This window comes from Micromonospora sp. HK10 (genome assembly GCF_000982955.1).
Classification (GTDB): Bacteria; Actinomycetota; Actinomycetes; order Mycobacteriales; family Micromonosporaceae; genus Micromonospora.
In genome coordinates this window covers 1-26,857 of sequence record NZ_KQ058809.1, presented here as the reverse complement: position 1 = coordinate 26,857, position 26,857 = coordinate 1, and the positions used below count along the sequence as shown (strand labels likewise).

The following is a 26,857-nucleotide window of genomic DNA, read 5'->3' as shown; positions in this document are numbered from 1 at the left end:
GATGCCAGGCGGCCGGGGGGAGTTCGCCAAACTAACCCCCCGGCCTCCGCCGAGCAGTCGCGCCAAGGGCGCTGGGGCGCTGTGGTCACTGGCCCTGCGGTGGGTGGTGCCGGGCATTGGGAAGGCACCGTCGCGCGGCGCGCGCCAGGACCCCGTATTGCGTATCGCCCCTGGCGATCACCTGCCCGGTCGGCAGCCTGCGCGCCACGTATTCGCAGCGCTCGGCGTCCCATCCTCCGACGCAGACGGGCGATGGTTCGGTGATCATGTCCCATCGTTCACCGTCGGTGCCGTTGATGTGGACGTGGAACTCGCGGGTGAGAGTCCACCTGTCGCTGTAGGTGTCGAGCCGGAGGCCGTGGGGATTGTTGTCCCGGAAGAGGCGCCAGCGGCCATCGCCTCCGAGCAGCCGCGCGATATCCCGCTGTCCGTCGAGCGGGGCTTGGCCAGGTGGGTGCCGTACTGGTGTGGTGGTCGCGTTCCGGCTGAGCGGCCGGTTTGGCATGGTCGAACCCCGTGGATGGTGTGGTGGGCCCCCGGAGGTTCGCCGTCTCCGGAGAGAGTCATTTGTGTGGGTTGAGCGCGGATTGTGGCGCACGCGGAGCTGGCAGGGCGGGCCGGCAGCGGACCTGATGGGACGCGGACGTGTTCCGGCCCGCCCGGTGGCCGCGGGAGCAACGGCCTGGAGCACGACGGGCTCGGGACAAAATTGGTCTCGGGTGGTGCCGGTCGGGAGCCGGTTGTGGCCCCCGACCGGCAGCGGCTAGGCGGCGAGGTTGCACCCGGTGTCGGGGTCCGCCTCCGTGTCGGCAACTGCGGTGTCAGCAGCAGCGGCGGTTGCCGCGTCAACGCCGTGGCCCTCGCTCTCTGCCTGCTCGGGTTCGTCCTCGGTGCGGGCAGGCTGAGGGTCGTCTGGCTCCGTGTTCGTGGCTACGGCGAGGGCCGTTCGCCGGTTCGTGGTGCGGTTGGCGACGCCGTCGATGATGAGCTGTTCGACCTTGCCGACCTGGAAACCGTTGATGACGCACCACTGCAACCACTTCGCGACGGCCGGGTCGGGGGCACGCCAGGAGCTGCGGGTGATGGCGCTTTCGTTCGCGGCGGCGATGGCGGCCAGTGAGATGACCGTGTAGCGGGCGTCGCTGACGCGAGCGGGGACGCGGCTGGTGCCAGCCCGCTTGGTCTTGCCCGGCGAGAGCAGGTCGTCCAGCATCTTCCGGCCGCCGTTGACCCAGGTGGACAGGAGGTAGCCGGAGTCGGCCAGCATCTCCGCGATTAGCTTGTTGGTGCCCTTGGGTGGGGTCTTGCCAGCGAGCAGGTTGGTCAGCCACTCACGGCGGACGGTGTTCGCGGCTTCCATCAGCTTGTTGTTCTCGATGACGCGCCGCCGCTCGGCCTTTTCTCCCTCGGTCATGGGGCCACTGCGAGTGGTGGTGCTGTAGCTGTACTGGGTGTGTCCGTGCTTGCGCCAGTCGGTGCAGTAGGTGCGCTCGGTGAGGCGGTGGTCGTAGGCCAGGTACAGCAGGACGGCGTGGCCGGGGCAGGCGCTGTGGTCCTCGGCGGTGATGCGCTGGCCTTCGGCGTCGCGGAGGTCGCTGATCTCCTTGACCTTCGCGTCGTGGTAGCTGGGGTGTTCGGTCAGCAGGGCCACCCCGGCGGTGGTCAGCTCGGCGCGGCGTGCGGCTTCGGCTTCGCGGGCGTTACGGGCGGAGCGGGCCTGTTCGACTGCTCGGGCGAACGCGAACGGTCCGGCGTCCTCGGCTTCCTGCAACAGCGTTTCGATGGTGTCGGGTTCGTCGGTGAACTCGGCGAGGGCGGCGGCCTGGGTGAAATCCAGTCCGAGTGCGTGAGTGCGCTCGGCGGTGTGCTTGTCCAGGGCGGCGACGCAGCGGCCGGCCTTGACCTGTTCGGGGTGGTAGCCGGTGCTGCGGGCGATCTCCTCGTCGCTCATGCCCTCAAGTGCGAGCTGCTGGATGCCTCGGGACACCTGTGCGGCGGTGGGGTCCTTGCGGTGGACCTGCCGCAACATGCTGATGATCTGCTCGCGGTTGCCGGCCAGGTCGTCCCGGACGATGGCCGGGATGTACTCCTGCTCGGCTTCGACGGCGGACCAGTATCGCTGCTCGCCGTCGATGATCAGGTACGTGTCGTCGTCCAGCGGTGTGACGATGACCGGGGCGAGCAGCCCGCGAACACCGTCCTCTTGCAGGTTTTCCACGATGCCGGGCAGGGCTTGGGCGTCGTCGCGGACGTTGTCGGGGTTGGGCTTGATCTGCTTGATGGGCAGCAGGTCGTAGTCGCCGGGCAGGGCGGGCTTGGCGACGGTGTGCTCGGTGTCGGCTGCCTCCGCCGGGTCGGTGGGGGTGGTCGACAGGTCGGGCAGTCCGTCCGGGCTGGGCTGGTCGGTCTCCGCGCTGGGCTGCGCTTCGGTTGCGGTGATCGTGAGCACCGGTGTGCTCCCTTCGGTTGTGGGTTTGTTGGTTGGCCGGTCAGGCCCGGGTTGCCGTCCGGGCCTGACCGGTGGTTTCGGGGCCGCTGCGTTCAGCGGCACTGGCGTATCCGTGTCGGGTCGCTGCGGAGTTGCCAATGAATGGAGGAACGTCGCGCGGCGGGTTAGGCGGCTGTGGCGACGGCGGTGAGGCGGGGGCGGGCGGCTGGTGCGGGCATGGCGCATTCGGTGCAGGTGGTGCTGTTCCACCGGTGTGGGCTTGCGCCGTCGCCGGCTGGGCAGGGGCGAGTTTGCAGGTCGCGGATGTCGGCGGCGTTGAGGCAGGTGGGGCAGAGCCCCCAATTGGCGGTCGAGGGACCGGTGATGGGGGAGTCACATTGGGCGCAGTACAGGCCGGCCTGGCGTAGTGCCTGGCCGATCACGTCGGCGGTGGTGACGGCGCGGCGGGCTGTTGCCGCGAGGTTCTTCCATGCGGCGGTGTCCTGGACGCGGCGCCAGTCCTCGGTGTTCAGGGCTGGGTCGTGGAGGCTGCCGGGGTCGTCGGCTTGGGCGCGTAGGTACGCCTCGACTTCCGCGCGGCCGAACAGCGGCCCGGTCCATTGGTAGGCGCGGGCGAGCACGGAGACGAGGTGTCGGGCGTCGGGCTCGGCAAGGTTGCGGGGCAGGGACACGCCGTGGGGCAACCCGATGAACAGGGGCATTGCTTCTCCCAAGGTGCGCAGCGGTGGGTTTGCAGCGCACGGCTGCGGGCGGGTTGAAGCCCGATTGCTGTGGCCGTGCGGTGCGGGGGCGGTAGCCCGCGTCGGCGTGCTCGATGCGCGCCGACGCGGTCAGCCGTGCGGCCGGACGCTGGGTCCGGGTGCCGCTGGCCGGTTACGCCAGCGGCACCCGGAGATCGGGTCAGAGCGTGGCCGCGATTTCCATCGCCCGGATGCCGACGCCCTCCATCTCGTACGCGGCGTCGGGATCGGTGAGGGTCTTCGCAGCGCTGGTGACGGCGTGCATGATGCCTCCAGCCGTGCGGTCACCGCCGTCGATGAAGTGGTTCAAGATGAGCCGCTGCTCGTCCTCGGTGAACCGCAGCCGCTGCGCGACGACCCGGATGGTGTGGTCGGGGTCGGGGATCCGCCGGCCGGCCTTCTCCTCGATCTCTTCGATCTTGCGCTGCACGTACCGGACGTCGAGGAAGCGGCGCACGGCATCGCGGGTCTGCTTACCGATCAGGTTGAGGTTTGCCTGGTGGGTGTCGTTGCTCCACCGGATGGTGCCCTCGTCCATCTTCGCGCCGAGGTGCACCGCTCGCAGGGCGTCTTTGGTGATGGTGAGGCCGTTGTCGCAGACCTGCACGACGATGCGGGGAGTGACGGTGAACGCGCCAGAGCCTGTCTCGCTGTTCGTGAAGACGAGACCGGCGAAGACGGTCGGGTTGTCCGCGCCGGTGGCTCCGGTGAAGGGGCTGCGGTAGTTGCGCAGCAGGTTGCGGGCGAGGGTCTTGATGGCCTCGGAATGCACGCGGACGACCATCCGGCGCTCGCTCAGGTCGCAATCCAATTTGACGTTCATGCCCGACTCGCGGATGCCGGACAGGACGGCCATCAGAACGTCGAGGTTGTCGATGATCTTGTAGCCGTCGCTGAGGAAGGCGCGCAGGATGCCGCTGCCGTTGCCGTCGGAGAGGCACCGGGCGAGGTAGCGCTTGCCCTGGCTGAGTTCGAGCCAGCCGTTGATGTTGGCGTCGTAGAGGTGCAGTGCCTGGGCGCGGGTCTTGCGCAGGTAGCTGGTGGGGATGCCGAGCTTTTCGCCGAGGCCCGCGTCGCCCAGCTCGGTGGGTCGGTAGAGCCCGTCGGAGGGGGTGACACCCGATTCGCTGAGGATGGGTTCCGCGCCGGTGATGCGCAGGTGTCCGGCCTCGGCTCGCAGCATCGCCGTGCCGGCGACGATGTCGAGCTTGTGCGCCTGCTGAAGGTCGAGGATGCGGTGCAGGTCCGGCAGCGTCGCGTGCCGGGCGGTCAGGGGGATGGTGTCGAGCGCGTTGCTCACCGTTGATCCTTTTCGGTGTTGGGGTGTTGGCTGCGAGGGCGGGGGTTGCCGTCCCCTCCCTCATGTATTTAATGATACATGACGAGCGCGGCAGAGTCCACTTGGGATTGTCGAATGCGTGAAGTTCCCCGCGTGGCCAGTGAGTGACCGTCGGTATTAATGACACCTGATTTACTGATGTTTTCTGCGGTGTTGAATGATGAATTAGGCGGCGCAGCCGGTTATGTAATTCTCGTCAGAGAGCCTTCCCGGTGGCCTGATCTTTGATCGACCATGTGTGGCTGTGGGCGTCAAGCCTGGGGTGTGGCTTGACGCCCACAGCCACACATGGTTGGCCCTGTGGGGTCAGGTCGCCGGGAAGGATCGGCGTCGCCTTCCCCTTCCCGGAGCCTGCCTCGCCGGCGAGGCGCCGCGGTTCAGCGGCGGGACGCTGACCCGGCTGGAGGCCATCGACCGAAGGTCGATTCAGCCCAAGCGGCGAGACGGCTGCCGGACCAGGCGGGCTAGCGGGCGTCGAGTGGTGAGAATGGGTCTACATCCGGAAGCAGTCGTCTTGCCTTACGGCAAATTCGCTTCAGGTAGCGGCTGCATTAGGAGTCACTGGTTGGCAAATCGGGCGGGGTGGCGCTGAGCACCTTTCCGCTCCGGGTGTTGATCCATTCCTGCACGCGTCTGCGCTTCCAGTAACGAGTAGATCCTTGTACTGGTGCGGGTTCTTCGCGGTCGGGCAGGGGAAGGTAGCCGTCCTCGCCGCGGTCCCATGCGGCCTTGCTCATTCCGACGTACTTGTCCCACCCGCCCTGCGTGATGGTGAGAATTTCCCGGAACTCGGTGGCGGAGATCAGCTCCTCGGGGTCGCCGTCGAGGTCGACGTGATGGACCCGCGCTCGGGAGGATTCCACGATCTGCGGTAGGAGGACATCCCGGACGTGCTCCAGCTCGTCGATGGGAAGCCACGCCTTCTTGTCCTGCTTGACCGACGCGGGCCAGCCTGACCCTTGGGCCCGCTGCTTCGGTGACGTCTTGAGCCGCACCGTCTGTTCGGACCGTCCGGTCAGCTCGGCTGCGCCGGCTATGTCCGTGTGCGGCCGGCCACCAATGTTCCGGATTTCCATGCCCACCCCTGCCTGCATCGGTGGCCAGCGGTTGGAACGGCCGGGGGAACATCGCCCGCGAACGAACGAAGCGGCAACCCCCCGGCCGCGTGATCCAACCAACAACCCCACCCACAAGCCCACCGCTAAGCGGCGGACGTGTGGCCGAAGCGGTGCAGATGGTAGCAGTCTGACTCTCGGTCGCCGGGGAGATCGACGGGCTGGTGCCGTAGGCACAGAGCAGGATTTCGCTAGTTCCCGCACCGTCCACTGCCGCCTCTGATGGCAGAGCAGGACGTGGTAGACGTGGCGGCGGGTGGCGGTAGGGACACCAACGATCGAGCAGCTCAGCGGCGGGCGAGCGGTACCGCCAGATGTGCCCGGGAATTCCGCCCGCGTCATCGCGTCACTCGATGAAGCCGTTGCGGAGCGCGTAGGCGACGGCGTGGCAGCGGTTGCGCAGGTGGTACCGGCTGGTCACATCGTGCAGGACGCTCTTGATCGTCCGCTCAGAGTAGGAAAGCTTCGCGGCGATCTCGGCGGTGTCGAAGCCGTCCGCGAGCAGGCGCAACACCTCGATCTCGCGGTCACGTAGCCCGGTGAAGCCCAGCCCGCGCGGTGCGAGCACGTCTCGTTGCAGCGCCCCGACCTGTTTGAGGAGCCGGCCGAGCAGATCTGGTGGGACGCTGCCTTCCCCGGCTGCGGCGGCACGGATCACCGAAACGAGACGGTCCGGGCTGGCCTCGGACCGGCGAACGATCCCTGCGACGCCGTGTTCGACGGCAGCGACGAGCCCGGCGTCGTCAATGTCGGTCACCACCAGCACCATCGCTGGGGCTTGCTGGATGCGCAGCGCGCGCAAGGTCCGCAGGGCCGGCTCGTCAACGCCGTCGGCGACGAGGAGCGCCACCTCGGCTTGGTCGGCTGCGGCGTCGTCGAGCAGCAGCACCTCCGGGCGGGGTCGCAGTTGGCTGATCACTCCGGCGCGGCAGATGACGTCGGCGGAGACCAGACCGACAAGGATGCGGGGTGCCGGAGGGTTCACCGTACGCACGGAATGTTCCCCTTAGTCGGACGGACGTACCGGGGGCGGGCAGAGATCAGCACCCAGGTGTCACCGCTGTTTCGGTAGGGCAGGGCCATCCGCTCATCTCCGGCTGGGCTGCGTCAGTGGGTGCATCGGTCTTGCTGGGTGTGGTCACGGTGCGGATCCCCTGTCGAGAACGAGGCGACTAGTCACGTGTCCTGGTGCTGGTGGCCTGCGGCGGCGCAGTCGCGCCAGATGCGGGCTAGGTGCCGGGTCATGCGGGCGGTGGCGGGATGGCCGGGGTGTTCGCGCCGGTGGATGGTGATCGTGTCGGCGAGCAGGGTGCGGGCAGCTTGGCAGTGGCCGAGGGAGTGGAGGACGAGGGCGGTGGTGGCGTGGGTGGCGAGGGTCCGGTGGGCGTGAGGGCCAGCAGTGGTGGCGAGATGTTCAGCGAGCTCTCGGTAGAGGTGGTAGGCGCGCTGGTGATGTCCGGCGCGCAGGTGGGCGGCGGCGTGGAGGTAGAGGGCGCGGATGCTGCGCGGGTGGGTGGGCCCGTGGAGGCGGACGGTGCTGTGCTGGGCATAGACGGCCCAGGTGATGGCATCTGCGGGGTGGCCGAGGCGGAGTTGCAGTTCGGCTAGGAGGATGGCGGCCTCGGCGTGCAGCGGGTGAGCGGGCGCGGTGACGGGGTCCACGCCGGCGAGGCTGTCGTGCAGAAGTTGCCGGGCGCGCAGTGGGTCGCTCAGGGTCAGGTTTCTGGCGGCGGCGACACGCTGTACGCGCTCGGTGTCGAGCCGATTGGACTCGAGCATCGGGGTGGCGCGCCAGGTGAGGGTGATGCTGGTGGGGGTGGCGCCGACGGTGACGCGGGCGAGAACGCGGTGGGCGTGGATCGCGGCGAGGTGTGGTGGTGTCGGCGCGCCGGTCGATTGGATGATGCGGGGCGCGTATCGCAGGATCGCCCGGCCAACCGTTACGGCGATGGCCGCGGCGTCGATTGGCCGCGGTCGGCAGGTCCGCTGGCACTGGTAGCCCTGCATGGAATCGTGTGGCTCGGTCTGGGTCATGGGTTGGTGGCAGAACCGGCAGTGCAACAGCTCTGCCGGCAAGTACGTCTCCCATGGGTCGGCGGCGTTGGCTGCGAGGCTGCCCGCCCGGTGTGGGGTTGGGGTGGTGGCTTTGGTGACCCATTTCTGGACGAGGCGCGGGTCGAGGTTCATCTGCCGGGCGACGGTGGTGACCGCGCCGTAGGCCCTTACGGCGCGGGCGTCCGCGACGCGCTGGACGACGGCGTCGATGACGTCTGGCGGGTATCTGCTGGGAAAGGCCATGGCTGCGCGATTTCGTTTGGGGTGGTGGTCAGCTGGCGGTGGTTGTTGTCGGCCGGATCGGTTCGATGGCGAGGGGCGTCGGGCTACAGATGTGAGTCCTGCCAGCGGTTGTCGACCGGATGGCTGGCGTTGACCGGCATGCCGCTGCTGCGGCGCGCGTCGCGGCGCATCGGGTGCAGGGTCGGGCCGTCGGGCAGGCTGATTTCCGGTCGGGGTGTGTAGCCGCAGCGGGCGAGCAGGTGCTCCCCGCCTGCCAGCGCGGTGGTCCAGGACGGCAGGTCGATGCGGCTGATGCGGCTGCGGTGGTGGGCCAGCAGCGCGGCGCCTAGGCCGGTTCGTTGACGGGCCGGGGTGACGGCGAGAAAGGCGAGGTGGTAGTGCGGCTCGGTGGGCTGCCTGCCGGCGATGAGTGCGTCGAGGACGGCGAACCGGTCGGTGTGGGTGCCGGCGGCGTCCGCGAGCCGGGTCGCGTAGCTGGTCGGTGGTGGGATCGGACGGTAGCGGTGGAAGCCAACGGCGGCGGCGGTCAGGTCGTCGGTGACGTGGATGTCGCCGTAGAACATCGCGTGCTCCACCCAGATTCCGACGACATCGACCAGCACCTGGCGCCGCTTCGCGGGATCGGGTGCCAGCCACGCCGCGAGGGGGCTGGGGTGCACGGCGTCGGCGATCAGCGCGGCGACCCGGTCCTTGTCCGCCCAGCGGGCAGTGCGGATATGCACAGCGGTTTCCATCGGATTTGATGTCCTTGTGGTCTCGGTTCAGCGGTATGTGGCGGTGGCGAGGTCACCGACCGCCGCGTCGAGGGCGGTGGTGATGTCGCGCACCGATCGGTGGTGCTGGCCGGCAATGGCTTTCAGGTGCTCCGTCACGGCAGCGCTGTCGTCGTTGAGGTAGAGGTGGGTCGTCAGCCCGAGGGTGGCGACGAGGCCGGCGAGCGCGGCGGTGTGGTTGTCGGGCTGCTCCCGGCCGAGCGCGACATATCGCAGCCGGGCGCGGGCAACGACCGCCCATTTACTGTCCGTCGCAAGGTAGGTGTCTGTGCGGGCGAGGCCGCCGAGGCGCCGACGGGCGGTCTGCCGGAGAATCCCGGCGGCGACGAGACCGGCCCGGGTGCGCTCGTATAGGTCGTCGGCGAAGCCGCGCAGGAATACCTTCACCGGCGGTGCGCTGCGCCCGTAGCGGATGGCGGCGATGGCGGTGTCGGCGATCAGGTCCCCGACTGGCTGGTCGGTGTGCAAGCGAAGCCAGCGTTCGCCAGCCGGCCGGTCGTCGTTCGGGTCGAGGGTGATCCGTCCGGCGAGGAACAGGTCGATCAGGACCGCGCCGGCCAGCCCGAGCGCCAACGCATGCCGGTGGATGTGCAGGCTGCCAGTGTCGTCGTCGTGGCCGAGCAGGAACAGCTCATCGCGCAGCGGCAAACGGGGGATAGTCATTAGCCCGCCCCCTACCGGAGCCTGGCGGCGAGCTGCCGCAGCCGGGCGTGCACGCCGCCGTAGGCTGGTTCGGGCGTGGGGAGCAGGGGCTTGTCGACTGCGGCGAGGACGGTGTAGTTGGGGTCGCACACGTTGCCGATCGGCGCCCGCCCGACCTGAGAGACGAGCTGGTAGGCGTCCAGCGTCTCCAGGCCGGTGAGGGATCCCGCCCACCCGACCATGTCATGGTGGGCGATCCGGTAGGCGTCCTCCAGCGGGCGGGCGCAGCCGATCGACAAGATCGCCTGGTCGGTTTCCAGGCGTGGCCACGCCGTCGGCACGCCTTTGATGACCTCGACGGTGAGGGTTGTGGTGGTGGCGATCTCGATGCCGACGCCGCAGGCCTCGCCTTCGCCCTGGCGGGCGTGGCCGTCGCCAAGGGCGAGCATCGCCCCATGCACGTTCACCCCGAGGTAGAGGGTGGTCCCGGCCCGGAGTTGCGGGGTGTCGAGGTTTCCGCCGTGAGTGTCGGGGACGATCGTGGAGCGGGCTTCGAACCCGCCGGGGGCGACCCCGATCGTGCCGATCATCGGGTCGAGGGGCAGCTCCACGGTGTGGTCGGTTTCGGTGGCCTGGAATCGCATCCTGCCCGCCTGCTGGTCGATGTCGTACACCCACACCCGCTCCTCCAACGGCGGCTGCAGCGTGGCCGTGTGGGAGGTCGATGTGAGGGCGCCGAAGTGCGGGAACGTCGACGACACACCCCAGTCGCGGGCGGGTGTGATGGAGGCGAGGTGGATGGCGAGGGTGTCGCCGGGCTCGGCGTCCTCGACGAAGAACGGCCCCGACACTGGGTTGAGGTAGGGCATCCGGCACACCTGCGACGGCAGATCCGCCGGCCCCCGCACAAGCCCGCCGAAGCAATCCTCGGTGGAGACTTCCAGCACGTCGCCGGAGCGCAGGTGCGCGACCGGCATGCGTCCGCCGAAGGTGTAGGCGAGCTCGTCTCTCGCCGGACGGTAGGTGATCTTCTCCATGGCGGTCACACCCGCTCCACGTCACGCTGCTGCAGCTGCGCGGGTGCCAGGCCGGAGAGCACCGGCCGGCGACCCGACAGGTACAGGCCGGCGAGGACGATCACGCCGAGGGCGAGCCAGGCCAGGCCGAGGCGCTGGGCGGCGATGTTGGCGTTGACCACCACGTAGGCGAGGATCGTGAACCCGATCGCGGGCATGACCAGGTGCGCCCACCAGTTGCGGCTGCGGCGGCGGATGAGGTGGTGCACGACCACGGAGACGTGCAGGACGAGGAAGGCGACCATCGCCCCGAAGTTGATCAGCGACGACAGCAGCGTGATTCCGTCGGACCGGGTGGCCATGTACAGGCCGAGGGCGAGGGACACGGCGCCGGTGAGCAGGGTGGCGTTGATCGGCACGTTCCGGCGGATCGACACCTTCGCCAGAAACGCGGGGAGCTGCCGGTCCCGGGCCATCGCGTACAGCAGCCGGGAGGTGGCAACCTGGGCGACCATCGAGTTCGGCAGGCCCCACGCGATCGCGGTGGCCACCGCGCACAACGTCGCCAGCCAGCTCCCGCCGGCGACCTGGGCGGCGTCGTAGAACGCTGTGCCGTTCGGATCCCCGTCGGCCAGCAGCCCCGACGGGTTGGGGACGAGCATCGCGGCCAGCCATGTCTGCGCGATGAACAACACTCCCGCCAGCACGAGCACCGCTGCCATGGCCCGGCCGATCTGCCGCGACCCGCCCTTGGCCTCCTCGGCGAGCATGCTGATGCCGTCGAATCCGAGGAAGGACAGCACGGCGATCGACACCGCCCCCGCCACCACCGACGACGTGAAGGTGCCCGCGTTATAGAACGCCTCCCAACTGATCCGTCCCTTCCCCGAGGCGATCGCCCAGCCAGCGACGACGAGGAAGATCGCCAGGACGATCAACTCGCCGACCAACATCACCCGAGTAACGACTGCGGTCATGCGGATACCAACCGAGTTGACGATCGTGTTGACGGCGACGAAGCCCAGCAGCCACGCCCACACCGGCACGGCAGGCACTGTGGCGTGCATAGCCACCGACGCCACCAGATACAGCAGCCCGGGCACGAGGACGTAGTCGAGGAGGATCACCCAGCCGGCGAGGAAGCCGACCGGTGGGCTGATGCCCCGGCCTGCGTAGTTGTAGACGCTGCCCGACATGGGGAACGCCCGGACCATCTGGGCGTACGAGAACGCGGTGAACACCAATGCCACCACACCGATCGCGTACGCCAGAGCGACCATCCCGCCCGAGCCGGCGTACACGCTGCCGAAGATCGCCATCGGGGCGATCGGCACCATGTACACGAGCCCATAGGCCACCAGGTCCCGGAACCGCAGCTGCCGGCTCAGCTCCTGCTGATATCCGTATTGGGCTAATTCATACTGCTCGTACATCCACAAGCCTCCTGTTCAAGGCGAGCCCGGAGCGAACTGGCGATACCGGGAACGCGTCTCGGAACTCCATGCCGCCTACGTAGGGACTGCCTTCGGCCGACTTGGCCGCCCGGCCTGCCCCCGGAGCAGGCCGGCTGGGCATAGACGATTGCGTGATCAGGACGGTCAGCACAGCCCATGGTGGGGGCTCACCGTGGCACCCCACGGTGAGCTGTCCAAGCCGTATCGCCGGCGTGAAGGTGGATATCGGTCACCGTCGAAATAGTTTCGTCGGTTTGCCTTGGGGAGGTGGACCTTGCGCGTCTCAGCGATGACGTCTGATCCAGCGCCGTGGGAGTGGGAGTTCGACTGGCACCTGACGAACCGCTGCAACTTCTTCTGCGAGTACTGCCATCCGCAGATTCGCTATGTGCTGAACAAGAAGCACCTGAACGAACCGGATCCTGCGCTGGTCGTCGAGCGGTTCGAGGACCTCAACCGCACATGTCTCGTGCACATGTCGGGCGGGGAACCGTTCCTTTTCCCCGGTTTCGTGGAGCTCTGCGCCGGGCTGACCCGCCGTAACTGGATCAGCATCAACACCAACCTGGCATCGCCTGAGCTGGTCGCCCGATTCGCCGCCGAGGTGGACCCCTCGCGCGTGGCGAAGATCGTCGCGGCCCTGCACGTACCAGAACGTGAGCGGCTAGGGTTGCCGCTGGCTGAGTACGCCGAGTCGTTCCGGATCCTGCGCGGTGGCGGGTTCGATGTGGTGGCGCTGTATGTGCTGTTCCCGCCGCTGCTGCCCAGACTTCGTGAGGACCTCGCCGCGCTGGCCGCGTTGGGCGTGGAGCCGTTGCGCGCCAAGGTGTTCAAGGGCGTCTACGAAGGCCGCCGGTACCCAGAGTCGTACACCGACGCGGAACGGCAGCTGATCCTGGCGAACTCCGGCGAGTACCACTTCAACCGGCCGTACCTCGACGGGATGCTTGCCTTCCGCGGCCAGCCCTGCACCGCAGGCACGACCTCCTTCAAGGTGACGGTGACCGGCGAGGTACGGCGATGTGCGTCGGTGCCGACGAGCTACGGAAACCTCTACGACGGCACCTTCCAACCGGCCGCCGTACCGGAGCCCTGTCCCGCGAGACGTGTCCTCGTTCTGTCGCAGTGCATGGCGTACCTCGTCGACCCGCCGCAGCCTGCGGCCTCCGTCACCGCCGCGCGTCCATGAACAGGAGAGGAGGAAGCGCAATGCGAATCATCACCAGTCTCGGAGCGGACCATCCCGACCGCGCGCCATTCGATGCAGCGGAGCGCAAGGGCATCGGGCACCCCGACAGCCTCGCGGACCTCGTGGCCGACAGCTTCTCCCGTCGCTACTCCACGACCTGCCGTAAGCGGTTCGGCGCGGTGCCGAACCATTGGGTAGACAAGGTGACGCTGGTGGGAGCGGCTGCTGATGTCCGCTTTGGCGGCTACGACATTCGCAAGCCGGTCGACTGCTACCTGTTCGGCAAGCTCACGGATCGGATCGACGGCACCGAGGTGCCTATTGCCGAGCTGTTCGAGGACACGGTTCGAGCCGTGCTCGCGGACGTGCTGGACGACCGGGCAGTCCTTGATCACCTGCGGTTGCACGTCAACAACACCGCCGGCACGGCTATGGACCACGACACGCAGTTCTATCAGCCTCGTACGGCCGCTGCCATCAGGCAGGTCCTCGTGAGTGAGTCGGTCGCCAACGACACCGTTCTGTGCGCCGGCACGAGCGTCCAGGGCCTCGCGGCAAAGGCCGCGGTATGGCTGGAAACGCTGTTGACCAGCGCCGCTTTCCGCAGTCGATACATGACCGGCACCGACGTCAAGGTCATGGTGGTCAGGAACGGCAGCGAGGTCGAGGTGACGGCCGCCGTGCCATTTCACCCGGGGAGCACCGAGAGTTGGTCGGCGTACCGGACGGCGCTCGACGCGATCCACGATGAGATCGCGGGGGAACTCAAACGGTTCCTCGACGAGGCACCAGCCGCGTTGTCCCTGGGACGGCTATCGCTGAACACCAAGGACGTGCCGGGCCGCGGCTATCTCGCTCCTTTCGGCACGTCCCTGGGCAAGGGCGACTGCGGCGCAGTCGGCCGGGGCAACCGGTACAACGGGGCGATCGAGCCGCTCCGACCGTGCAGCGGTGAAGCACCCGCGGGCAAGAATCCCCTTCACCATGTCGGCAAGATCTACACGGCGGTGGCCGACGACCTCGCCCGACGCATTCTGACCGAACTCGGCATCTACGCGGAAGTCGTCATCGCCGCACGCAACGGCGATCAGCTCGACGAACCGGCGTACGTTCTCATCCGATCCGAGGCACCGGTTGGCACCGCTGGCGACGCACTGGCTCGGGAAGCGGTCAAGACTGCCACGAGCTACTACGAGCGGTTCTTGACGACCGATCCGGTAAGCCGCTTCCGCGAGGCGAGGCAGTCCTGATGGCGCCCCTGCTGGATGAGATCCACCTTCATCACCTCCACCAGTTGCGCTGCCGCCCAGCCGCTATCGACCAGGACGGGCTCCGGCTTGGGGATACGTACGTGATGTTCTTCGCCGAGTCCGAGTTGATGGCCGAGCACGCCTACAGGCTGATCGGAGACCGACCCGGGGCCGACGTGTTGGAGGTCGGTCTCGGCCTCGGCGTGTTCGCCCAACAGCTCGCGCCGTTGCGACCGGCGAGCTACACAGCCGTCGAACCGCATCCGGCGGTCGTCGACCTCGTCGCGCCGAGGATCACCGCGCAACTGCCATGTCCCGTCAGCGTTGTCGTCGACCCCTGGCAGGTGCTCGACCTTGCCCCTGGCAGCGTCGACGCGATCATGTACGACACATGGCCCCCCGACGGCCACGCTGACGCCGACTTCGCCGCCTTTGTCGAGCACGTCGCGTTACCGGCGTTGCGGCCCAGCGGTCGGTTCAGCTTCTTCCACAGCGGTATTGAGTTGTCTGAGGCACGCGTGCGTGTGCTGGACGAGCACTTCCCCGGCTGGACCACCACCAGGTTCACCGTGCCCCCGGGCCAACTACCCGCCGGCTGGACCAAGCCGACGGGGGACTTCCTCGTTCCGCTCGCGCAGAAGGGACATCGTTGATGCAGTCGCTCTCGATCAGCAGCTTCACGCGATCTCGTTTCCAGCGAGACGGCTACCTTGTGATTGACGAATTTGTCGATCATGACATGCTGGCGCGCCTCCGCGCCTCCGCCGATCTGGCGTTTCAGCAGGTAGTAGATGGCACCCTCGCCGCGCGAGCCACGCATCCCCGCCTCACCTGGTGGCGCCTGCCGGACGGACGGCCGTACGTCTTCAAGATCAAGCCGGTGCTGGATCTCGCGGCCGCTTTCACGGAGGCGACATTGAGTGACGCCCTCCGCAGTCTCGCCTCGGCGATTCTCGGCGTCGACGCCGTGCTGATGGAGGACAAGGTCACCTACAAGACAGCGCTAACCGATGAGGCCAGGTGGGCCGACCTGCCGGTTCTCGGCGAGGACGTCCGCAAGCACTCCGACGCCGCGTACTTCACCGCGCGAGGGTTCGGACGTGTGGTCACGGTAGCCCTGTGCCTCGACGACTGCCCGGCAGCCGCCGGTGCCCTGCGGGTGTGGCCGGGCAGCCATGAGCGCCCCATACGACACGAGCCGACGAGGAACCAGGGACCGGTCGTCGTGGACGAGGATGCGCCCGAGAAACAGACGGTGACTCTCGAGGCAGCTGCGGGAACGCTGCTGGCATGGGATGCCGCGCTCGTTCACGCCAGCGGCCCGAACAGCACCGGCAAACCACGCCGGCTGCTCGTTCTCGGCTACACGGCCAGCAGCGCGTGATGGCCGGGTCGGAACCGCAGGATCGGGCGGTCCTCGGGAGAAGACAGCTATCCGGCGAGGTGGTCGGTCAGCCCTACACGCAGCCGTACCCGTACTTCGGGCAGTGGGGTGAGGATCGCTGGCTTGTCGAACACCTCGTCATTCCCGCGGACGGAGTCTTCGTCGATGTCGGGGCGGGCGACGGGATCCGCGGAAGTAACAGCCTCTACTTCGAGACGCTGGGATGGACGGGGCTCTGCGTCGACCCTGATCCGCGGAATCAGGCGCCTCTGGGCAATCGCGAATGCGCCATCCGCTACTGCGCCGTCTCAAGCGCGTCCGGTGAGCAGACCTTCAGCATGTACGACCCAAAGCCCTCGTGGTCTGGCCTCGGTGACCGAGGCCACGGCTACACCATCACCACGGTCGACTGCCGTCGCCTCGAAGACCTGCTCGCCGAGGTCGGGATCGACCGGATCGACCTGCTGAGCATTGATGTCGAAGGTACGGAACTGGATGTCTGGTCGTCCTTCGATCCCGACCGTCACCGCCCAGGGATCGTCATCATCGAGTACGACAACAACCACCTAACCCGCAGCGAAGACCACATCCTTCGGGCCCTCGGGCCGCACCGCTTTGAGGCCCTACACCGAACTCCAGCCAATCTGATCCTTCGCGGGTTGGATGCCGAGAGCCAGCGACGGTGGCGCCATGCGGGATGAAGATCTCCTCGATGCGATCGGCCGCGCGATGCGACCCAAGGTGGCCGGCGAGAAGACGGTCGTGTTCTGCTCCCACGGCGCCGACGCGCCCCATTGGCGCCACCTTCTTGCTGCCGCGCAGACGGACGACGTCCTGGTCCTGGCCTTCGACGACAGCCTCGCCGCTTTGCTGAGCCCCTCGGGCAACCGGACCGCTGCTCAGCTACTCGCAGACCGGCACGCACTGCTCGCTACCCTGGCGACCGACTCGCCCCTGAGTACTCTCGTTGACCAATTCGATCCCGACCGGCAAGCAGTCCTCCTCATCACTGACCCGCTCAACCCGCCGGTAACCGGTGGCCGGCCGCGCCTCGGCGGTAAGCACCCGAGCTGGAGCTTCTTCGAGCACAAGAGCGTGGTGGACGTGCTGTGGGACTCCATCGGTCTAGCACGCGCCGAGTCGGCGGTGTACGACGAACCGACAGCGCTCTGGCGAGAGCTTTCCCCCCGCGGGTCCGATCTCGTCTACGCCGCCCAGCAGCACGGTGAGGAACCCTCCGCGGGCGGCGAAAACATCCGTTGGTCGAGCGCCGACTCCCCCAGGCGGGAAGACGACACGGTACGGCGACGGCGAGTGCGGGTCATGCCCATGCTCGCAGGCGCCCCCTGCCGCCTACACGGCGTGGTCCTCGTGGGGTCGACCATGGCCTTCACCCCGTTGGAGATCCTCGTGCCACGTCGGCCTGCCGACGGTGCCTTTCTCTGCGCCGGCACAGCGCCGATGCCCGAACTCGAACAGCCCCCGCTGCTCAAGTTGACCCGGTCAATCGGCGAGGCGCTGCGCGACCGCCTGGACTACCGTGGGGGGTTCTCCGTCGACGGGATCCTCACCCGAGGCGGCTTCCGGCCCACCGACCTCAACACAAGGGTGACATCAGCCTTCGAGTCCGCTCCGCCGCCGCTGCGAGTCGCCGTGCACGCGAGCGCGCTTCTCGCCCAAGCAGGTCTCCCGGGAGCCGATGCCGTAGGGCTGGAGAAGCAGTCCCATTACGTCCTGAACAACCCGGCCGATCTCACCTTGCTCGCCGTCGTCGATAGATACGCAACGGCCGCGATGCGGCGAGTCCGCTGGAACGGCTCCACCCTCGTGCCGTGCGCCGTCGAAGAGGCGCACGGCACGATCGGCATCATTGCTGCACCGCGGGGAACCGTGCTGCGCATTCGGCTGCGAAGACAGCACCTGCCGGCGGACATTTCACCGCAAGAGGCAGCAGTGCTGGCGTTCCGCGTGGCCGACGAACTGCTCGGCGCGGGACTCGGTGATCTGCAACCACCACCGAGTGCCCGCAGTGCCGCTCCCACTCAGCGGAGCGGCACGAGGTGAGCACTCGCTCTACGAGAGCCGATCGATGGCGGCCCGGATCCTGCCGACAGTGCGGTCCCGGCCGAGCACCTCCAACGACTCGAAGAGGGGCAGCCCCACCGTGCGGCCGGTAACCGCGACCCGAATCGGCGCCTGCGCCTTGCCCAGCTTCAACCCCCGCGCCGCTCCCAACTCCTCGACCGTGCGCTTGAGCGACTCGGCGTGCCATTCCACCGTCTGAAAGGCGACTGCCGCCTCGCCGAGCAGCGACAAGGCATCACCGGTCATAGCCTTGGCCCAGGCCGCGTCGTCAATGGCCGGATCTGACAAGAACAGGAAGTCGACCATCGCGACGATCTCGCTGAGCACCGCCACCCGGGTCTGCGCCAGCGGCGCGACGTTCGCAAACACCACCTCGTCGTAGTCCTCCGCCCGCCACGGGGCGTACTCGCCGCGCAGCCATGGCTGACAGGCCGAGATGAACTGCTCCGTGCTCAGGGCCCTGATGTAGTCGCCGTTGAAGGCCCGCAGCTTCTTCACGTCGAAGAAGGCCGGGGAGGGGTTGACATCTGCCATCCGGAACTCGGCCACGATGTCGTCCCAGGGGACGATCTCCCGGTCACCGGAGGGTGCCCAACCGAGCAGCATCAGGTAGTTGCGCATCGCCTCGGCCAGGTATCCCTCGGCCCGGAAGTCCTCCAACGCGACCCGGTCCCGGCGCTTGGACAGCTTCTGCCGCTTCTCGTTGACCAGGATCGGCGCGTGCGCCCACACCGGCGGCTCCTGCCCGAGCGACTCCCACAGCAACTGCTGCTTCGGGGTGTTGGGCAGGTGCTCTTCTGCCCGGATCACATGAGTGATCCCCATGACCATGTCATCGACGACGTTCGCCAGCAGGAACACTGGCGAGCCGTCGCCACGTGCGATGACGAAGTCCTCGATCGTCGCGTTGTCGAACGTGGGCTCGCCGCGCACCATGTCCCGCACGACCGTCTGGCCCTCGTCCGGCGTCCGGAATCGCACCGCGCTGCCCGGGGCGGCGACCAGGCCGCGGTCCCGGCAGTAGCCGTCGTAGCCCTTGTGCTCGCTGCCGGTGCGCTCCACCACCTGGGCTCTCACACAGTCGCAGTAGTAGGCCTGGCCTGCCGCGAGGAGCTTGGCGATGGCATCGCGATGGTGCTGAACATAGGCGGACTGAAACAGCGGCCCCTCATACTCGTCTGGGCCGACGCCGAGCCACGCCATCGCGTCGATGATGCCCTGCACCCACTCCGGCCGGCTGCGTTCGGCGTCCGTGTCCTCGATCCGCAGCACCATCACGCCACCGGACTGCTTCGCCAGCACCCAGTTGTAAAGCAGCGAGCGCGCGTTGCCGACGTGGAACATCCCGGTCGGCGACGGGGCGAATCGAACGCGAACTACCGAGTTTGCCGATGCCATGCACGCAGCGTACCGATACATGCCAGTAGCTTGATCGCATATCCCCGCTCAGGTTCACCTGCAGCCGCGCAGTAATGGCTGGACGAACGTGAGCGACCGCCGCAGCGGCTACAGGATGCGCCACCGGCGCAACTCGGTGCCTTCGCTGCGGAGACCGTCGAGTCGCCGATGCACCTCAGCCGCGGCCTCTGTGCCTGGCCGGGACTTGCGCGCATTGGTGGCAATCATCTGGAGTTCGCGCAGCTGGCACAGCTGTTCGAAGCCCTGCCAAGAGGTGGCATTCCAGCCGTAGTTGCGCGTGAAGTCAGCAAAGGCCGTCCGGCCACCACCGAACCGGCGGCAGTGCACGGCGACGGTGGCGACGTCCCACTCCCTCGGTCCGAGTGCGACGCCGTCCCAGTCAGCCAGTACTGGTGTGCCGTTGAACCGCCGAAGGGCATTACGGGTTTGCGGGTCGGACTGGATCAGGCTGGCGCCCAACGGGAAGGCCATCGACGACCATGCCTTGCTCAGATCCTCAAGCCGGTCCAACAGCAGGTCGCGGTCTCGGGCGTCAATCATCTCGGCGCTCTCCACAGATCGCCGTACGCTCTCGATCGGCCGAAGCGCCGGCAACTCCATTGGCGGTGCCGGAAGGCCATGCAGCTCCCGCAGCAGCAGCCCGAGTTCGGCGGTGGTGATTGGGTTACTGAGCGCCGGATCCAACCGCTGCCATACCGTCACGGCGTGTCCGTCGACGAAGAGCGGTTGCGGCACCTGGTCGCACAGTCCGACGGTTGGGAACCCCTTCGCCGACAGCCACTCGACGACCGCGACGACAGCCCGCGTACGGTCGAAGCCATACTCTGTCGGCGCGATCTTGACCACCACGTCACCAACGGCATACACAGCGTTAGTGTGGTGTCGGAGCAGCAGCGCGTCAGCGTCGGAATGGCCCAGCATCCGACACACCTCGGTGAGTACTGGACGTGTTCGCGCCTCGACGAACATATGGCCCCTAGGTTTCGAGCGCAGCAGTTCCGGCAGCAAGGGTACGGCTCCGCTCTCGGCACGACCGCACGTACTCCGTCAGCTCGGTCACTTCCCTGGTGTGAGCATGCCGCGGAATGGTCGAGATGACCTGAACGGCCTTCGTCAAGATGATCTCCGTGCGCTGCAGGTCGGGCAGGTTCGCGATGGCTTCGCGGGCCGCTGCGGCCGCGTCGGCGAATCGAAGGTCGTGGACCAAGCACAGGGCGCGGTCCAACATGATCAGAGCAGGATCGATTGGCACTGTCGGAGCGGGACCGTACAGCCGGAGGGCCTCGTCTTGGACCCGGTATGCCTCCTTCGTGTCACCGAGCCACGTCATCGCCCCGGACAGGTAGAACATCAGCCGCTTTGCGGGGAAGCGAAACGCTGCATCGCTGTCGTCGTCACCTGCTTGGTCGAACATTCGGTGCGCCTGCTCGATTGCCGCTCGCGCCTGCTCAGCAGCACCGAGACGGGCCAATGCCCGCGCACGTCCAGCCGCAGCCAACGCTCCAGACGGTGATGCGGCCGTGGTGATAGCCAGGGCCGCGTCCGCCATCGCCACCGTCTGCTGCGGGTCGCCGAAGTAGTACGGAAGCATCGCTGCTTGAGCACGCACCAACACCCGAAGTCTCGTATCCGCGCTGTCATCCGCTGCATGGATCGCAGTCCGGTACCACAGTCGCGCCTCGCCGGCGTCGCCCAGCCGCATCAAGGCGTCGGCACACATTGTCGCCAGCAAGGCCGCAGCGCCCGACAGACGAGCTTGGACCGCTGCCGGCTGCCGACGACGCGACAGAACCTGAATCTCGGAACACTCGGTAGCAAGTCTCGACAGCATCACGCTCGGCGGCGCCGAGGGATAGATCCGCATGTGCTCGCTGGCCGATTCCTCGACCAACTCTAGGTGCCGCGGTGACACGCTCGAAGACGACAGTGCCTCATCCAGCTCGGCACGCAGGCGGGCGAGAGCAGGGACTGCCCGGGCGGCTGCTTCTTCTTCGGCTTGCAGCGATGCCGGCTGGTCACTCGCCATCTCGTGTCTGGTGGCAAGCGAACCGCCCGTACCGGCTGCGAGATCTTTCTCGCGGCCGAGTCCCATCGCGGCCCTCGGGATACCGAGGCCGAGCGCAATTCTCTCCAGCACCTCATAGGCCGTAACCTGCCGCGTCCCCTTGGCGATCTCGGCGGCGCGGTTGGCAGAGACGCCTACGAGAGCAGCGATCGTCCCATAGGAGACGCCGCGTGCATGCAGGAACCGGAAGACCGCTGCAACGTCGCGCTGCTCCAGAAACTCCCGGATCGGCCGCCCTTCCCACTTGCCCGACGTCCACCATGACGGATCGATCCGGGCGGCCATGATCACCTCCAGGAGCCGATAGGGAGCGGGAACCCAGCGCGGCCAGCATCTGCCACGGACACATCAATAGACCGACCAAGCTACCGCCTGCTGCCTAAAGACTCCATAGAGTCAGCTCGTTAGCTGTCGCATGTACGGCTTCTTTCGATACCCAACCGGAAATTTGTCTAGGTCCGAGCGCTCTCCCGCCCTCGCCGAGTGGCCAGCAGGACCGGATGGCCGGTGCCCGCGCGGCGCGGAAGGCTCAGGCGTAGGGTCGGCGTGCTCAAGGCGCAGCGCGTCGGACCGGCAAAGGAAACTCCCATCGGCCACGCCTGACGACGCATCCTCTATCAGGCAGTGTCCTGCCCGATCCGCGCCGTTAGGCCCGGCGGTAGCAGCCGTTGGACGAGACGGGAGATGCCCAGAACGTGGCGGAAGACGAAACCGAGCTGTCTTGCATCGGGAGCAGCTCCTCGGGGTCGCCGACCCTGGTGATCGTCCGCGGCAACTCGGGCAGCGGCAAGACGACCGCGGCCCGTGAGGTCCGTCGCCGCTACGGCCGCGGGTGCGCTCTGATTGAGCAGGACTACCTGCGCCGGGTCATGCTGCGCGAGCACGACAGCAGCCGCACCAATCCGGTCGCTCCCACGTTCATCACCGCCACCGCCAAGACAGCGCTCGATCTGGGCTACCACGTGGTCCTGGAGGGCATCCTGCACACCGGCCGCTACGGGGGCGTCCTGCGGCAACTCATCGCCGAGCACACCGGCCCGACGCACGTCTACTACCTCGACGTGTGCTTCGAGGAGACCATCCGCCGCCACCAGACACGCGCCGAACCGATCAACGTCACACCCGAGCAGATGCGCGAGTGGTACAGCGCTCGGGACTTGCTCGACGTGGCTGGCGAGCGCGTCATCCCCGAGACCTCCACGTTCGTGCAGACCGTTGCCACGATCCTTGCGACCAGTGGCCTGGCAGGCAGCCCACCCTTGACGCCATGCCCGAACCGGTGCCCCCACTGCGCTGCGAAAGCCCAATGAGCGCCAGTGCGGCGCCGGAGTTCTGAGGCGTGGGGCTACCACCGCGCCGTCCTTCGAACACCGGCCCTTCGACCTCACCGTGGCCGACGGCGACCCCTGGTCTCGGTAGGCAGCTCGACGAACGGATCTCCGCCCTCGCCGCTAGCCGAGCCGCCCTACCGGGCAGCCAAGCCGCCGACTCGTTGTGCTTGCGCACCATCTCGGGCAGCTCAGCTAGCGAGTCGAGCCGGAACAGCCAACGCTCGCTGACGGCCTTGTCCGCCGGCGCCGCGTGTCGACCGGTTCGGCCATGTCACCGTCCGCACGAACCGCTACGCCGGTTCCGGTGCACCTGGTTAGCCGCCAGGTCAGGGCCCAGCGCTCGCGACCGTAACTGTCGGGAAAGTGGTTGCAGGTGGCGGTCATTGCATCGCACTCCGTTGCTCGAGCTTTGGGCGTAATGGAGTTGACCGAAGCCTTCGGCACTCACGGCTAATCCCTTATTGCGACTCACCTACGTTCTGTCACGCTGCAGCGTCTCAGTGCGCAATGGATGACCAAAACGACTCTTTGGTGTTGAAAGGCACCCTTGCGCGGTCATACGTTCCGACTGGTGTCGATACAGCGGAGAAAGGGGGGTGCTGCAATGCGTAAGGGCGTCGAATGGGGCTGAGCACCCGTCGCATACCTGCTACTGTGGACGATCTGCTTGGAAGGGCTGGGGCTGATGATCGCGGGGGATTGATTGATGCCGATCCAGCGTGGAAAATGGGCGCTGGGCCTGTTGACATCCATCGTTTCCGTTTCGGCGCTGGCGTGCCTTGTGTGGGCTGTTAAACACGCGGGGCGGCCGGCGCCTTACTATTCCGTCTACCTCTTGATGGGCGCAGCGCTCATGGCGGTCGGCGCGATTTGCTCAGCGCCGCTTCCACAACGGGTTCCGATCCGGATCACCTTGACGCCTACGGCGTGTCTGGTCTGTGCCTCGGCTCTGCCGGTTCCGTGGGTCGTCCTGTGCACGGCGGTCGGGGTTACTGTGGCGCGACTCGTAATGAGCCGTTCCCGGTCGTCCGGCCTACACAAAGTGCTCCACAACAGCAGTATGGATGTCGTCACCGCGGCAGCGGCGGGGTCGGTGATGTATGCCTTCGGCGCCCAGCCCGGCTTCACTGAGCATGCTCTCGGCAGCCCGGACCTGCTCCGGCAGGTGGTCGCTTTCCCTCTCGCGGCGGTGGCGGTGCTGGCTCTGGAAGAGCTGGTCACGATGACCACGGTCACATTGGCGACCAGAAGGCCCTTTCTGGCGGTCCTGCGCCACCTATGGCGGACCCGCCTGATCGTTGCCGTCGGAGAAACCGTCACTGCAGGCATCGTTGCGGTCGTTACTGGGCTTGACCTGCGAGCGCTGATAGCGCTGCCGGCGGTGATGCTTATCGTGCACCTCGCGTTGACTTATCGACTTCGGATCCGCGAGGAGCGGCGTGCTTGGGAGGACTTGGCGGTGCTGAGCGACGCATTGTCCGCCCGGGATCTCGAGTTCGTTCTTCGCACCGCCGCCGCCGGAGCGGTAAGGCTGTTCGGTGCTCGGGCCGCAGACATCGAGGTCGATGGCGGCAAACGGCTGGTGCGTGCTGGTGGCGACGCTGGCGACGCTCGGGTGGTGTTTGACGGGCCGGCCTCCGATGCTCCCGACGTCGTCGAGTCGCGGCCAACGGTGCGGTCCGAGTTCGGGGACTACGCGACCGGGCTGCACGGTGTGGTGCGGTTGTATTTCGGCGGGGCCGGCGACGAACTGTCAGCGCGAGAGCGTGTCACCCTACGAACATTCACTGCCACCCTGGCAACGAGTCTGGACAACGCGCACGCGTACGACCTGCTGGCGCAGGAAGCGCGCCGGCATGAGGTGGCAGCCACCCAGGATCCGGACACCGGCCTCTTTAATCGCAGAACGCTGCTGTCCCGCGTCGCCGAGATCGCCACTGGGACGTGCCATGTGGTCGCGGTTCGCCTAGAGAACTACGACTTTCTCGCGGACCAGATCGGCAGGGATGCGGCACTGACGCTGCTGAACGAACTCGCCGGAAGGCTGTGCCATGCCCCGGGGGATTCGGGCTCCGTCGTTGGACGTATCGGCGATGCCGAGTTCGCCCTCATCATGTGGGACGTGCCGCAGGACGCCGCGTACCAGCGGGCGTACTGGACCGTCGCGGCACTACGCCGCCCGGTCACCACCGACCAGGGCATGCTCAACGTCCGGGCGAGCGCAGGAATGACATCTGGCGCCGCCGCCGATGTCGCGGAGCTGCTCGACGCCGCAGAACAGGTGATGTGGCGCGCCATCCGCCGGGAGCAAGATCGGCTGGTGTCATATCAGACTGGTCCCGCACACGACCGTGCCCTGGATCGGGACCTGGTCGACGCACGGATGTCGATCGCGTACGAGCCGATTGTCGACCTCACCACCGGCAGGATTGTGATGATGCAGTCCGTGCCGCGAATCCTCTACTCACGGCACGACGTGCTCGTCGCCGACGAGTACATCTACCAGCTCGTGATGAATCAGGATGGCCTGGAAGCCCTCGCACGAAAGGTGATCACGCGATCCCTGTCCGCCGCGGTGACCTGGCGGGAAGCGCTGCCGCAAGCTGCGCTGGTAGTGCCAGTGCCCGCACGCGCCCTCACGCCCAGATTCGTCGACGGGCTCCGTGAGCTCCTGCGCAACCACGCTGTGGCGGGATCATCTCTGGTGCTAGAGCTGGCGCAACCTAGTGGCCTGCCCAGCCGCGACGTGACCGACCTGCTCCGGCAGTACGGGGTGCGGCTGTTGCTGGGCAACTACGGCAGCATTCAGGGCAGCATTCAGGCGCTCAACGCCGCCACTTGGAGCTTCCTCCGGCTCGACCCGGCCTACGCGCTCGACGCCGGTTGGCGGCCGGCGCAGGCTGTCATCCGCGCGGCAGCTGACCTCGCCATCGACCTGGACCTCGCGGTCATCGCGCCCGGCATAACCGTCGAAGAGGAGCGGCACGAGTTGGCGAGGCTCGGCTGTGCACTCGGCGGTGGGCCATTGTTCGGGGGCGAGATGTTCCCGAGTCAAGTTCGGAATCACGCCTTGCTGTGGCAGCCGACGGCCTTGCACGACGGGGCGCAGATCGTGCGCTTACATCGCACGCGCTGGACGACCAGGCCGCGTCGCGCTGTCCGGCAGCGGCATGACGGGTAGACCACGCGCCAACGTCCCAGGGGGAGACGCCTCGCTGGTATCGACGGACGCGATCACCGGCACCCAGCAGTCCACCTCGGCGGCGACGAGAGACGAGTCATGCAGAGCGCGAGACATCCTGGCCAGGCGGCGGGCCTCAGCGCGCACGTCAGTCACGTCCAAGGGCGCGGCGACGAAGGGCGAATCGTCAGCGAGCGGCAGCGCGGCCTGGCGTCGACGCAGCGCGACCGCTACCGTCGCTGCTTCGGCGACCGCAGCTACAGCAGCAGAATCGAGCCGGTATCGCAGGGCCCGCCGCTCCGCGCTGTCGTGAACCTGTCCACTGCACCACGGCCTCAGCAGCCGCAACGCATCGTGGACCTCGATTACCCGGCGATGGCGGTGGTGTCTACCACCTACCTCTACTGGGACCTGTTCACCAGTACTGGTGCTGATGATCTTTGCGTCACGCATACCCGCCCGCAGCGTCATCCACAACTGGGTGACATGCCAGTCCGCACGAAGGTCCGTCCATCTCCGCGATGACCAGAGCCTCAACGGCACCCTCGAGAGAGCTGCTACCTGCCGCGTACAAGGTTCGGCGGTGCTGCCGGCGGCGTGGGCCATCTGCTGGTACAGCAGGTCAGCGGCCAACTCGGCTTCAGCCTCGAGCGCAGCATCGACGTCTGCGTGTAGGGCATCGCCGTCGTGATCGAGGACCAGATGTGCGACCTCGTGTAGAACCGTCTGCGCCCGTGCGAGCGTGGGCAGCGCCGCGTCGATGATGATGTAGTCGGCTCCGTCGAGCCGAACGAGTAGACCGGGCGGATGCTCGGCTCCCAGTCGTTCACCGCGTATGTGTAGGGGGCGGCCCCGAACCCGCCCGATGGCCTCGCACCAGGCGTCCACCGTGTACGGAGGGGGCGGCGGCGGCACGCCCGCCTTGCGCAGACGCCGTGCGAGACGCGCCCGAGCCCAGAGCATCCACACCTCCTGACACTACGATCAGTGCCGGGCCAAAGGTCAGAGTGTAACGTCCGAACGGGTTACCTGCAGGCCCCCTGATCATGGGGGCCCCACCGAGATGAGCCTGTTCGGCTAGGCTCCGCCTCCACAGCGGACGGCGCTAGCCCGTGTTTCATAAGGCT

At 67.4% G+C, this 26,857-nt stretch carries 23 protein-coding genes; 8 read left to right on the top strand and 15 right to left on the bottom strand.

Annotated elements, in window-relative coordinates:
* Positions 1–85: 85 nt before the first annotated feature.
* The 11 genes from LQ51_RS32720 to LQ51_RS12495 form a co-directional block, all read right to left on the bottom strand.
* On the bottom strand, positions 86–505 hold the full coding sequence (locus LQ51_RS32720; protein ID WP_156313058.1) for a hypothetical protein: 420 nt from the start codon (positions 503–505) through the stop codon (positions 86–88).
* Positions 506–763: 258 nt separating this feature from the next.
* Positions 764–2,449: a ParB/RepB/Spo0J family partition protein gene (locus LQ51_RS12540; protein WP_052744847.1), complete on the bottom strand. Its 1,686-nt coding sequence runs from the start codon at positions 2,447–2,449 to the stop codon at positions 764–766.
* A gap of 164 nt (positions 2,450–2,613) precedes the next feature.
* Positions 2,614–3,150, bottom strand: a complete 537-nt coding sequence (locus LQ51_RS12535) for a hypothetical protein (protein WP_046565362.1) — start codon at positions 3,148–3,150, stop codon at positions 2,614–2,616.
* Positions 3,151–3,349: 199 nt separating this feature from the next.
* A complete protein-coding gene (locus LQ51_RS12530) occupies positions 3,350–4,489 on the bottom strand; it encodes a DUF932 domain-containing protein (protein WP_052744846.1) in 1,140 nt (379 codons plus the stop codon).
* Positions 4,490–5,079: 590 nt separating this feature from the next.
* Positions 5,080–5,604, bottom strand: coding sequence for a hypothetical protein (locus LQ51_RS12525; RefSeq protein ID WP_046565412.1), 525 nt, complete (start codon positions 5,602–5,604; stop codon positions 5,080–5,082).
* Between the two features lie 385 nt (positions 5,605–5,989).
* On the bottom strand, positions 5,990–6,637 hold the full coding sequence (locus LQ51_RS12520) for a response regulator transcription factor (RefSeq protein WP_231605721.1): 648 nt from the start codon (positions 6,635–6,637) through the stop codon (positions 5,990–5,992).
* 182 nt (positions 6,638–6,819) lie between these two features.
* Positions 6,820–7,941, bottom strand: coding sequence for a tetratricopeptide repeat protein (locus LQ51_RS12515; protein WP_046565359.1), 1,122 nt, complete (start codon positions 7,939–7,941; stop codon positions 6,820–6,822).
* Positions 7,942–8,024: 83 nt separating this feature from the next.
* On the bottom strand, positions 8,025–8,663 hold the full coding sequence (locus LQ51_RS12510; RefSeq protein WP_231605720.1) for an N-acetyltransferase: 639 nt from the start codon (positions 8,661–8,663) through the stop codon (positions 8,025–8,027).
* Positions 8,664–8,702: 39 nt separating this feature from the next.
* Complete coding sequence (locus LQ51_RS12505) at positions 8,703–9,377, bottom strand: GOLPH3/VPS74 family protein (protein WP_046565356.1); 675 nt, start codon at positions 9,375–9,377, stop codon at positions 8,703–8,705.
* Positions 9,378–9,388: 11 nt separating this feature from the next.
* Complete coding sequence (locus LQ51_RS12500) at positions 9,389–10,402, bottom strand: acetamidase/formamidase family protein (protein ID WP_046565354.1); 1,014 nt, start codon at positions 10,400–10,402, stop codon at positions 9,389–9,391.
* Positions 10,399–11,805 carry an APC family permease gene (locus tag LQ51_RS12495; RefSeq protein WP_046565352.1) on the bottom strand — a complete coding sequence of 469 codons (1,407 nt, stop codon included), beginning with the start codon at positions 11,803–11,805 and terminating at the stop codon, positions 10,399–10,401. Before LQ51_RS12495 ends, LQ51_RS12500 begins: the two co-directional genes overlap by 4 nt.
* 310 nt (positions 11,806–12,115) lie before the next feature.
* On the opposite strand from LQ51_RS12495, the gene LQ51_RS12490 reads away from it, so the two are divergent.
* From LQ51_RS12490 to LQ51_RS31220, 6 genes are read left to right on the top strand one after another with little or no spacing between them, the layout of a single operon-like run.
* On the top strand, positions 12,116–13,015 hold the full coding sequence (locus LQ51_RS12490) for a radical SAM protein (protein ID WP_046565350.1): 900 nt from the start codon (positions 12,116–12,118) through the stop codon (positions 13,013–13,015).
* Between the two features lie 20 nt (positions 13,016–13,035).
* On the top strand, positions 13,036–14,265 hold the full coding sequence (locus LQ51_RS12485; RefSeq protein ID WP_046565347.1) for a methionine adenosyltransferase: 1,230 nt from the start codon (positions 13,036–13,038) through the stop codon (positions 14,263–14,265).
* Complete coding sequence (locus LQ51_RS12480) at positions 14,265–14,918, top strand: class I SAM-dependent methyltransferase (RefSeq protein WP_046565345.1); 654 nt, start codon at positions 14,265–14,267, stop codon at positions 14,916–14,918. Before LQ51_RS12485 ends, LQ51_RS12480 begins: the two co-directional genes overlap by 1 nt.
* Positions 14,918–15,649, top strand: coding sequence for a phytanoyl-CoA dioxygenase family protein (locus LQ51_RS12475; RefSeq protein ID WP_046565343.1), 732 nt, complete (start codon positions 14,918–14,920; stop codon positions 15,647–15,649). Before LQ51_RS12480 ends, LQ51_RS12475 begins: the two co-directional genes overlap by 1 nt.
* Positions 15,649–16,350: an FkbM family methyltransferase gene (locus LQ51_RS12470; protein ID WP_082159396.1), complete on the top strand. Its 702-nt coding sequence runs from the start codon at positions 15,649–15,651 to the stop codon at positions 16,348–16,350. Before LQ51_RS12475 ends, LQ51_RS12470 begins: the two co-directional genes overlap by 1 nt.
* Positions 16,340–17,713, top strand: a complete 1,374-nt coding sequence (locus LQ51_RS31220; protein ID WP_156313057.1) for a hypothetical protein — start codon at positions 16,340–16,342, stop codon at positions 17,711–17,713. Before LQ51_RS12470 ends, LQ51_RS31220 begins: the two co-directional genes overlap by 11 nt.
* Positions 17,714–17,722: 9 nt before the next feature.
* On the opposite strand, the gene gltX is transcribed toward LQ51_RS31220, so the two are convergent.
* From gltX to LQ51_RS12450, 3 genes are all read right to left on the bottom strand, one after another.
* Complete coding sequence (gene gltX / locus LQ51_RS12460) at positions 17,723–19,132, bottom strand: glutamate--tRNA ligase (RefSeq protein ID WP_082159395.1); 1,410 nt, start codon at positions 19,130–19,132, stop codon at positions 17,723–17,725.
* A 108-nt stretch (positions 19,133–19,240) separates the two neighbouring features.
* Entirely contained in the window at positions 19,241–20,122 is an 882-nt protein-coding gene (locus tag LQ51_RS12455) for a phosphotransferase (RefSeq protein WP_046565338.1), read from the bottom strand.
* 7 nt (positions 20,123–20,129) lie between these two features.
* Positions 20,130–21,503, bottom strand: a complete 1,374-nt coding sequence (locus tag LQ51_RS12450; protein ID WP_046565407.1) for a hypothetical protein — start codon at positions 21,501–21,503, stop codon at positions 20,130–20,132.
* A gap of 440 nt (positions 21,504–21,943) precedes the next feature.
* Here LQ51_RS12450 and LQ51_RS12445 point away from each other — a divergent pair, with 440 nt between their 5' ends.
* Together LQ51_RS12445 and LQ51_RS12440 are read left to right on the top strand one after the other, a co-directional pair.
* Positions 21,944–22,528, top strand: coding sequence for an AAA family ATPase (locus LQ51_RS12445; protein ID WP_046565406.1), 585 nt, complete (start codon positions 21,944–21,946; stop codon positions 22,526–22,528).
* A 1,081-nt stretch (positions 22,529–23,609) separates the two neighbouring features.
* On the top strand, positions 23,610–25,730 hold the full coding sequence (locus LQ51_RS12440) for an EAL domain-containing protein (protein ID WP_052744844.1): 2,121 nt from the start codon (positions 23,610–23,612) through the stop codon (positions 25,728–25,730).
* Here LQ51_RS12440 and LQ51_RS34520 read toward each other — a convergent pair.
* Positions 25,668–26,693: a DUF6545 domain-containing protein gene (locus LQ51_RS34520; protein ID WP_369799847.1), complete on the bottom strand. Its 1,026-nt coding sequence runs from the start codon at positions 26,691–26,693 to the stop codon at positions 25,668–25,670. The genes LQ51_RS12440 and LQ51_RS34520 overlap by 63 nt on opposite strands.
* Between the last annotated feature and the right edge of the window lie 164 nt (positions 26,694–26,857).

Excerpts from the sequence above, each read along its gene's own strand:
- LQ51_RS12470 (WP_082159396.1), top strand. The coding sequence starts at position 15,649 with ATGGCCGGGTCGGAACCGCAGGATCGGGCGGTCCTCGGGAGAAGACAG.
- LQ51_RS12485 (WP_046565347.1), top strand. The coding sequence starts at position 13,036 with ATGCGAATCATCACCAGTCTCGGAGCGGACCATCCCGACCGCGCGCCA.
- LQ51_RS12525 (WP_046565412.1), bottom strand. The coding sequence starts at position 5,604 with ATGGAAATCCGGAACATTGGTGGCCGGCCGCACACGGACATAGCCGGC.
- LQ51_RS34520 (WP_369799847.1), bottom strand. The coding sequence starts at position 26,693 with ATGCTCTGGGCTCGGGCGCGTCTCGCACGGCGTCTGCGCAAGGCGGGC.
- LQ51_RS12515 (WP_046565359.1), bottom strand. The coding sequence starts at position 7,941 with ATGGCCTTTCCCAGCAGATACCCGCCAGACGTCATCGACGCCGTCGTC.
- LQ51_RS12535 (WP_046565362.1), bottom strand. The coding sequence starts at position 3,150 with ATGCCCCTGTTCATCGGGTTGCCCCACGGCGTGTCCCTGCCCCGCAAC.
- LQ51_RS12480 (WP_046565345.1), top strand. The coding sequence starts at position 14,265 with ATGGCGCCCCTGCTGGATGAGATCCACCTTCATCACCTCCACCAGTTG.
- LQ51_RS12475 (WP_046565343.1), top strand. The coding sequence starts at position 14,918 with ATGCAGTCGCTCTCGATCAGCAGCTTCACGCGATCTCGTTTCCAGCGA.
- LQ51_RS12450 (WP_046565407.1), bottom strand. The coding sequence starts at position 21,503 with ATGGCCGCCCGGATCGATCCGTCATGGTGGACGTCGGGCAAGTGGGAA.
- gltX (WP_082159395.1), bottom strand. The coding sequence starts at position 19,132 with ATGGCATCGGCAAACTCGGTAGTTCGCGTTCGATTCGCCCCGTCGCCG.
- LQ51_RS31220 (WP_156313057.1), top strand. The coding sequence starts at position 16,340 with ATGCGGGATGAAGATCTCCTCGATGCGATCGGCCGCGCGATGCGACCC.
- LQ51_RS12490 (WP_046565350.1), top strand. The coding sequence starts at position 12,116 with ATGACGTCTGATCCAGCGCCGTGGGAGTGGGAGTTCGACTGGCACCTG.
- LQ51_RS12505 (WP_046565356.1), bottom strand. The coding sequence starts at position 9,377 with ATGACTATCCCCCGTTTGCCGCTGCGCGATGAGCTGTTCCTGCTCGGC.
- LQ51_RS12455 (WP_046565338.1), bottom strand. The coding sequence starts at position 20,122 with ATGTTCGTCGAGGCGCGAACACGTCCAGTACTCACCGAGGTGTGTCGG.
- LQ51_RS32720 (WP_156313058.1), bottom strand. The coding sequence starts at position 505 with ATGCCAAACCGGCCGCTCAGCCGGAACGCGACCACCACACCAGTACGG.
- LQ51_RS12495 (WP_046565352.1), bottom strand. The coding sequence starts at position 11,805 with ATGTACGAGCAGTATGAATTAGCCCAATACGGATATCAGCAGGAGCTG.
- LQ51_RS12440 (WP_052744844.1), top strand. The coding sequence starts at position 23,610 with ATGGATGTCGTCACCGCGGCAGCGGCGGGGTCGGTGATGTATGCCTTC.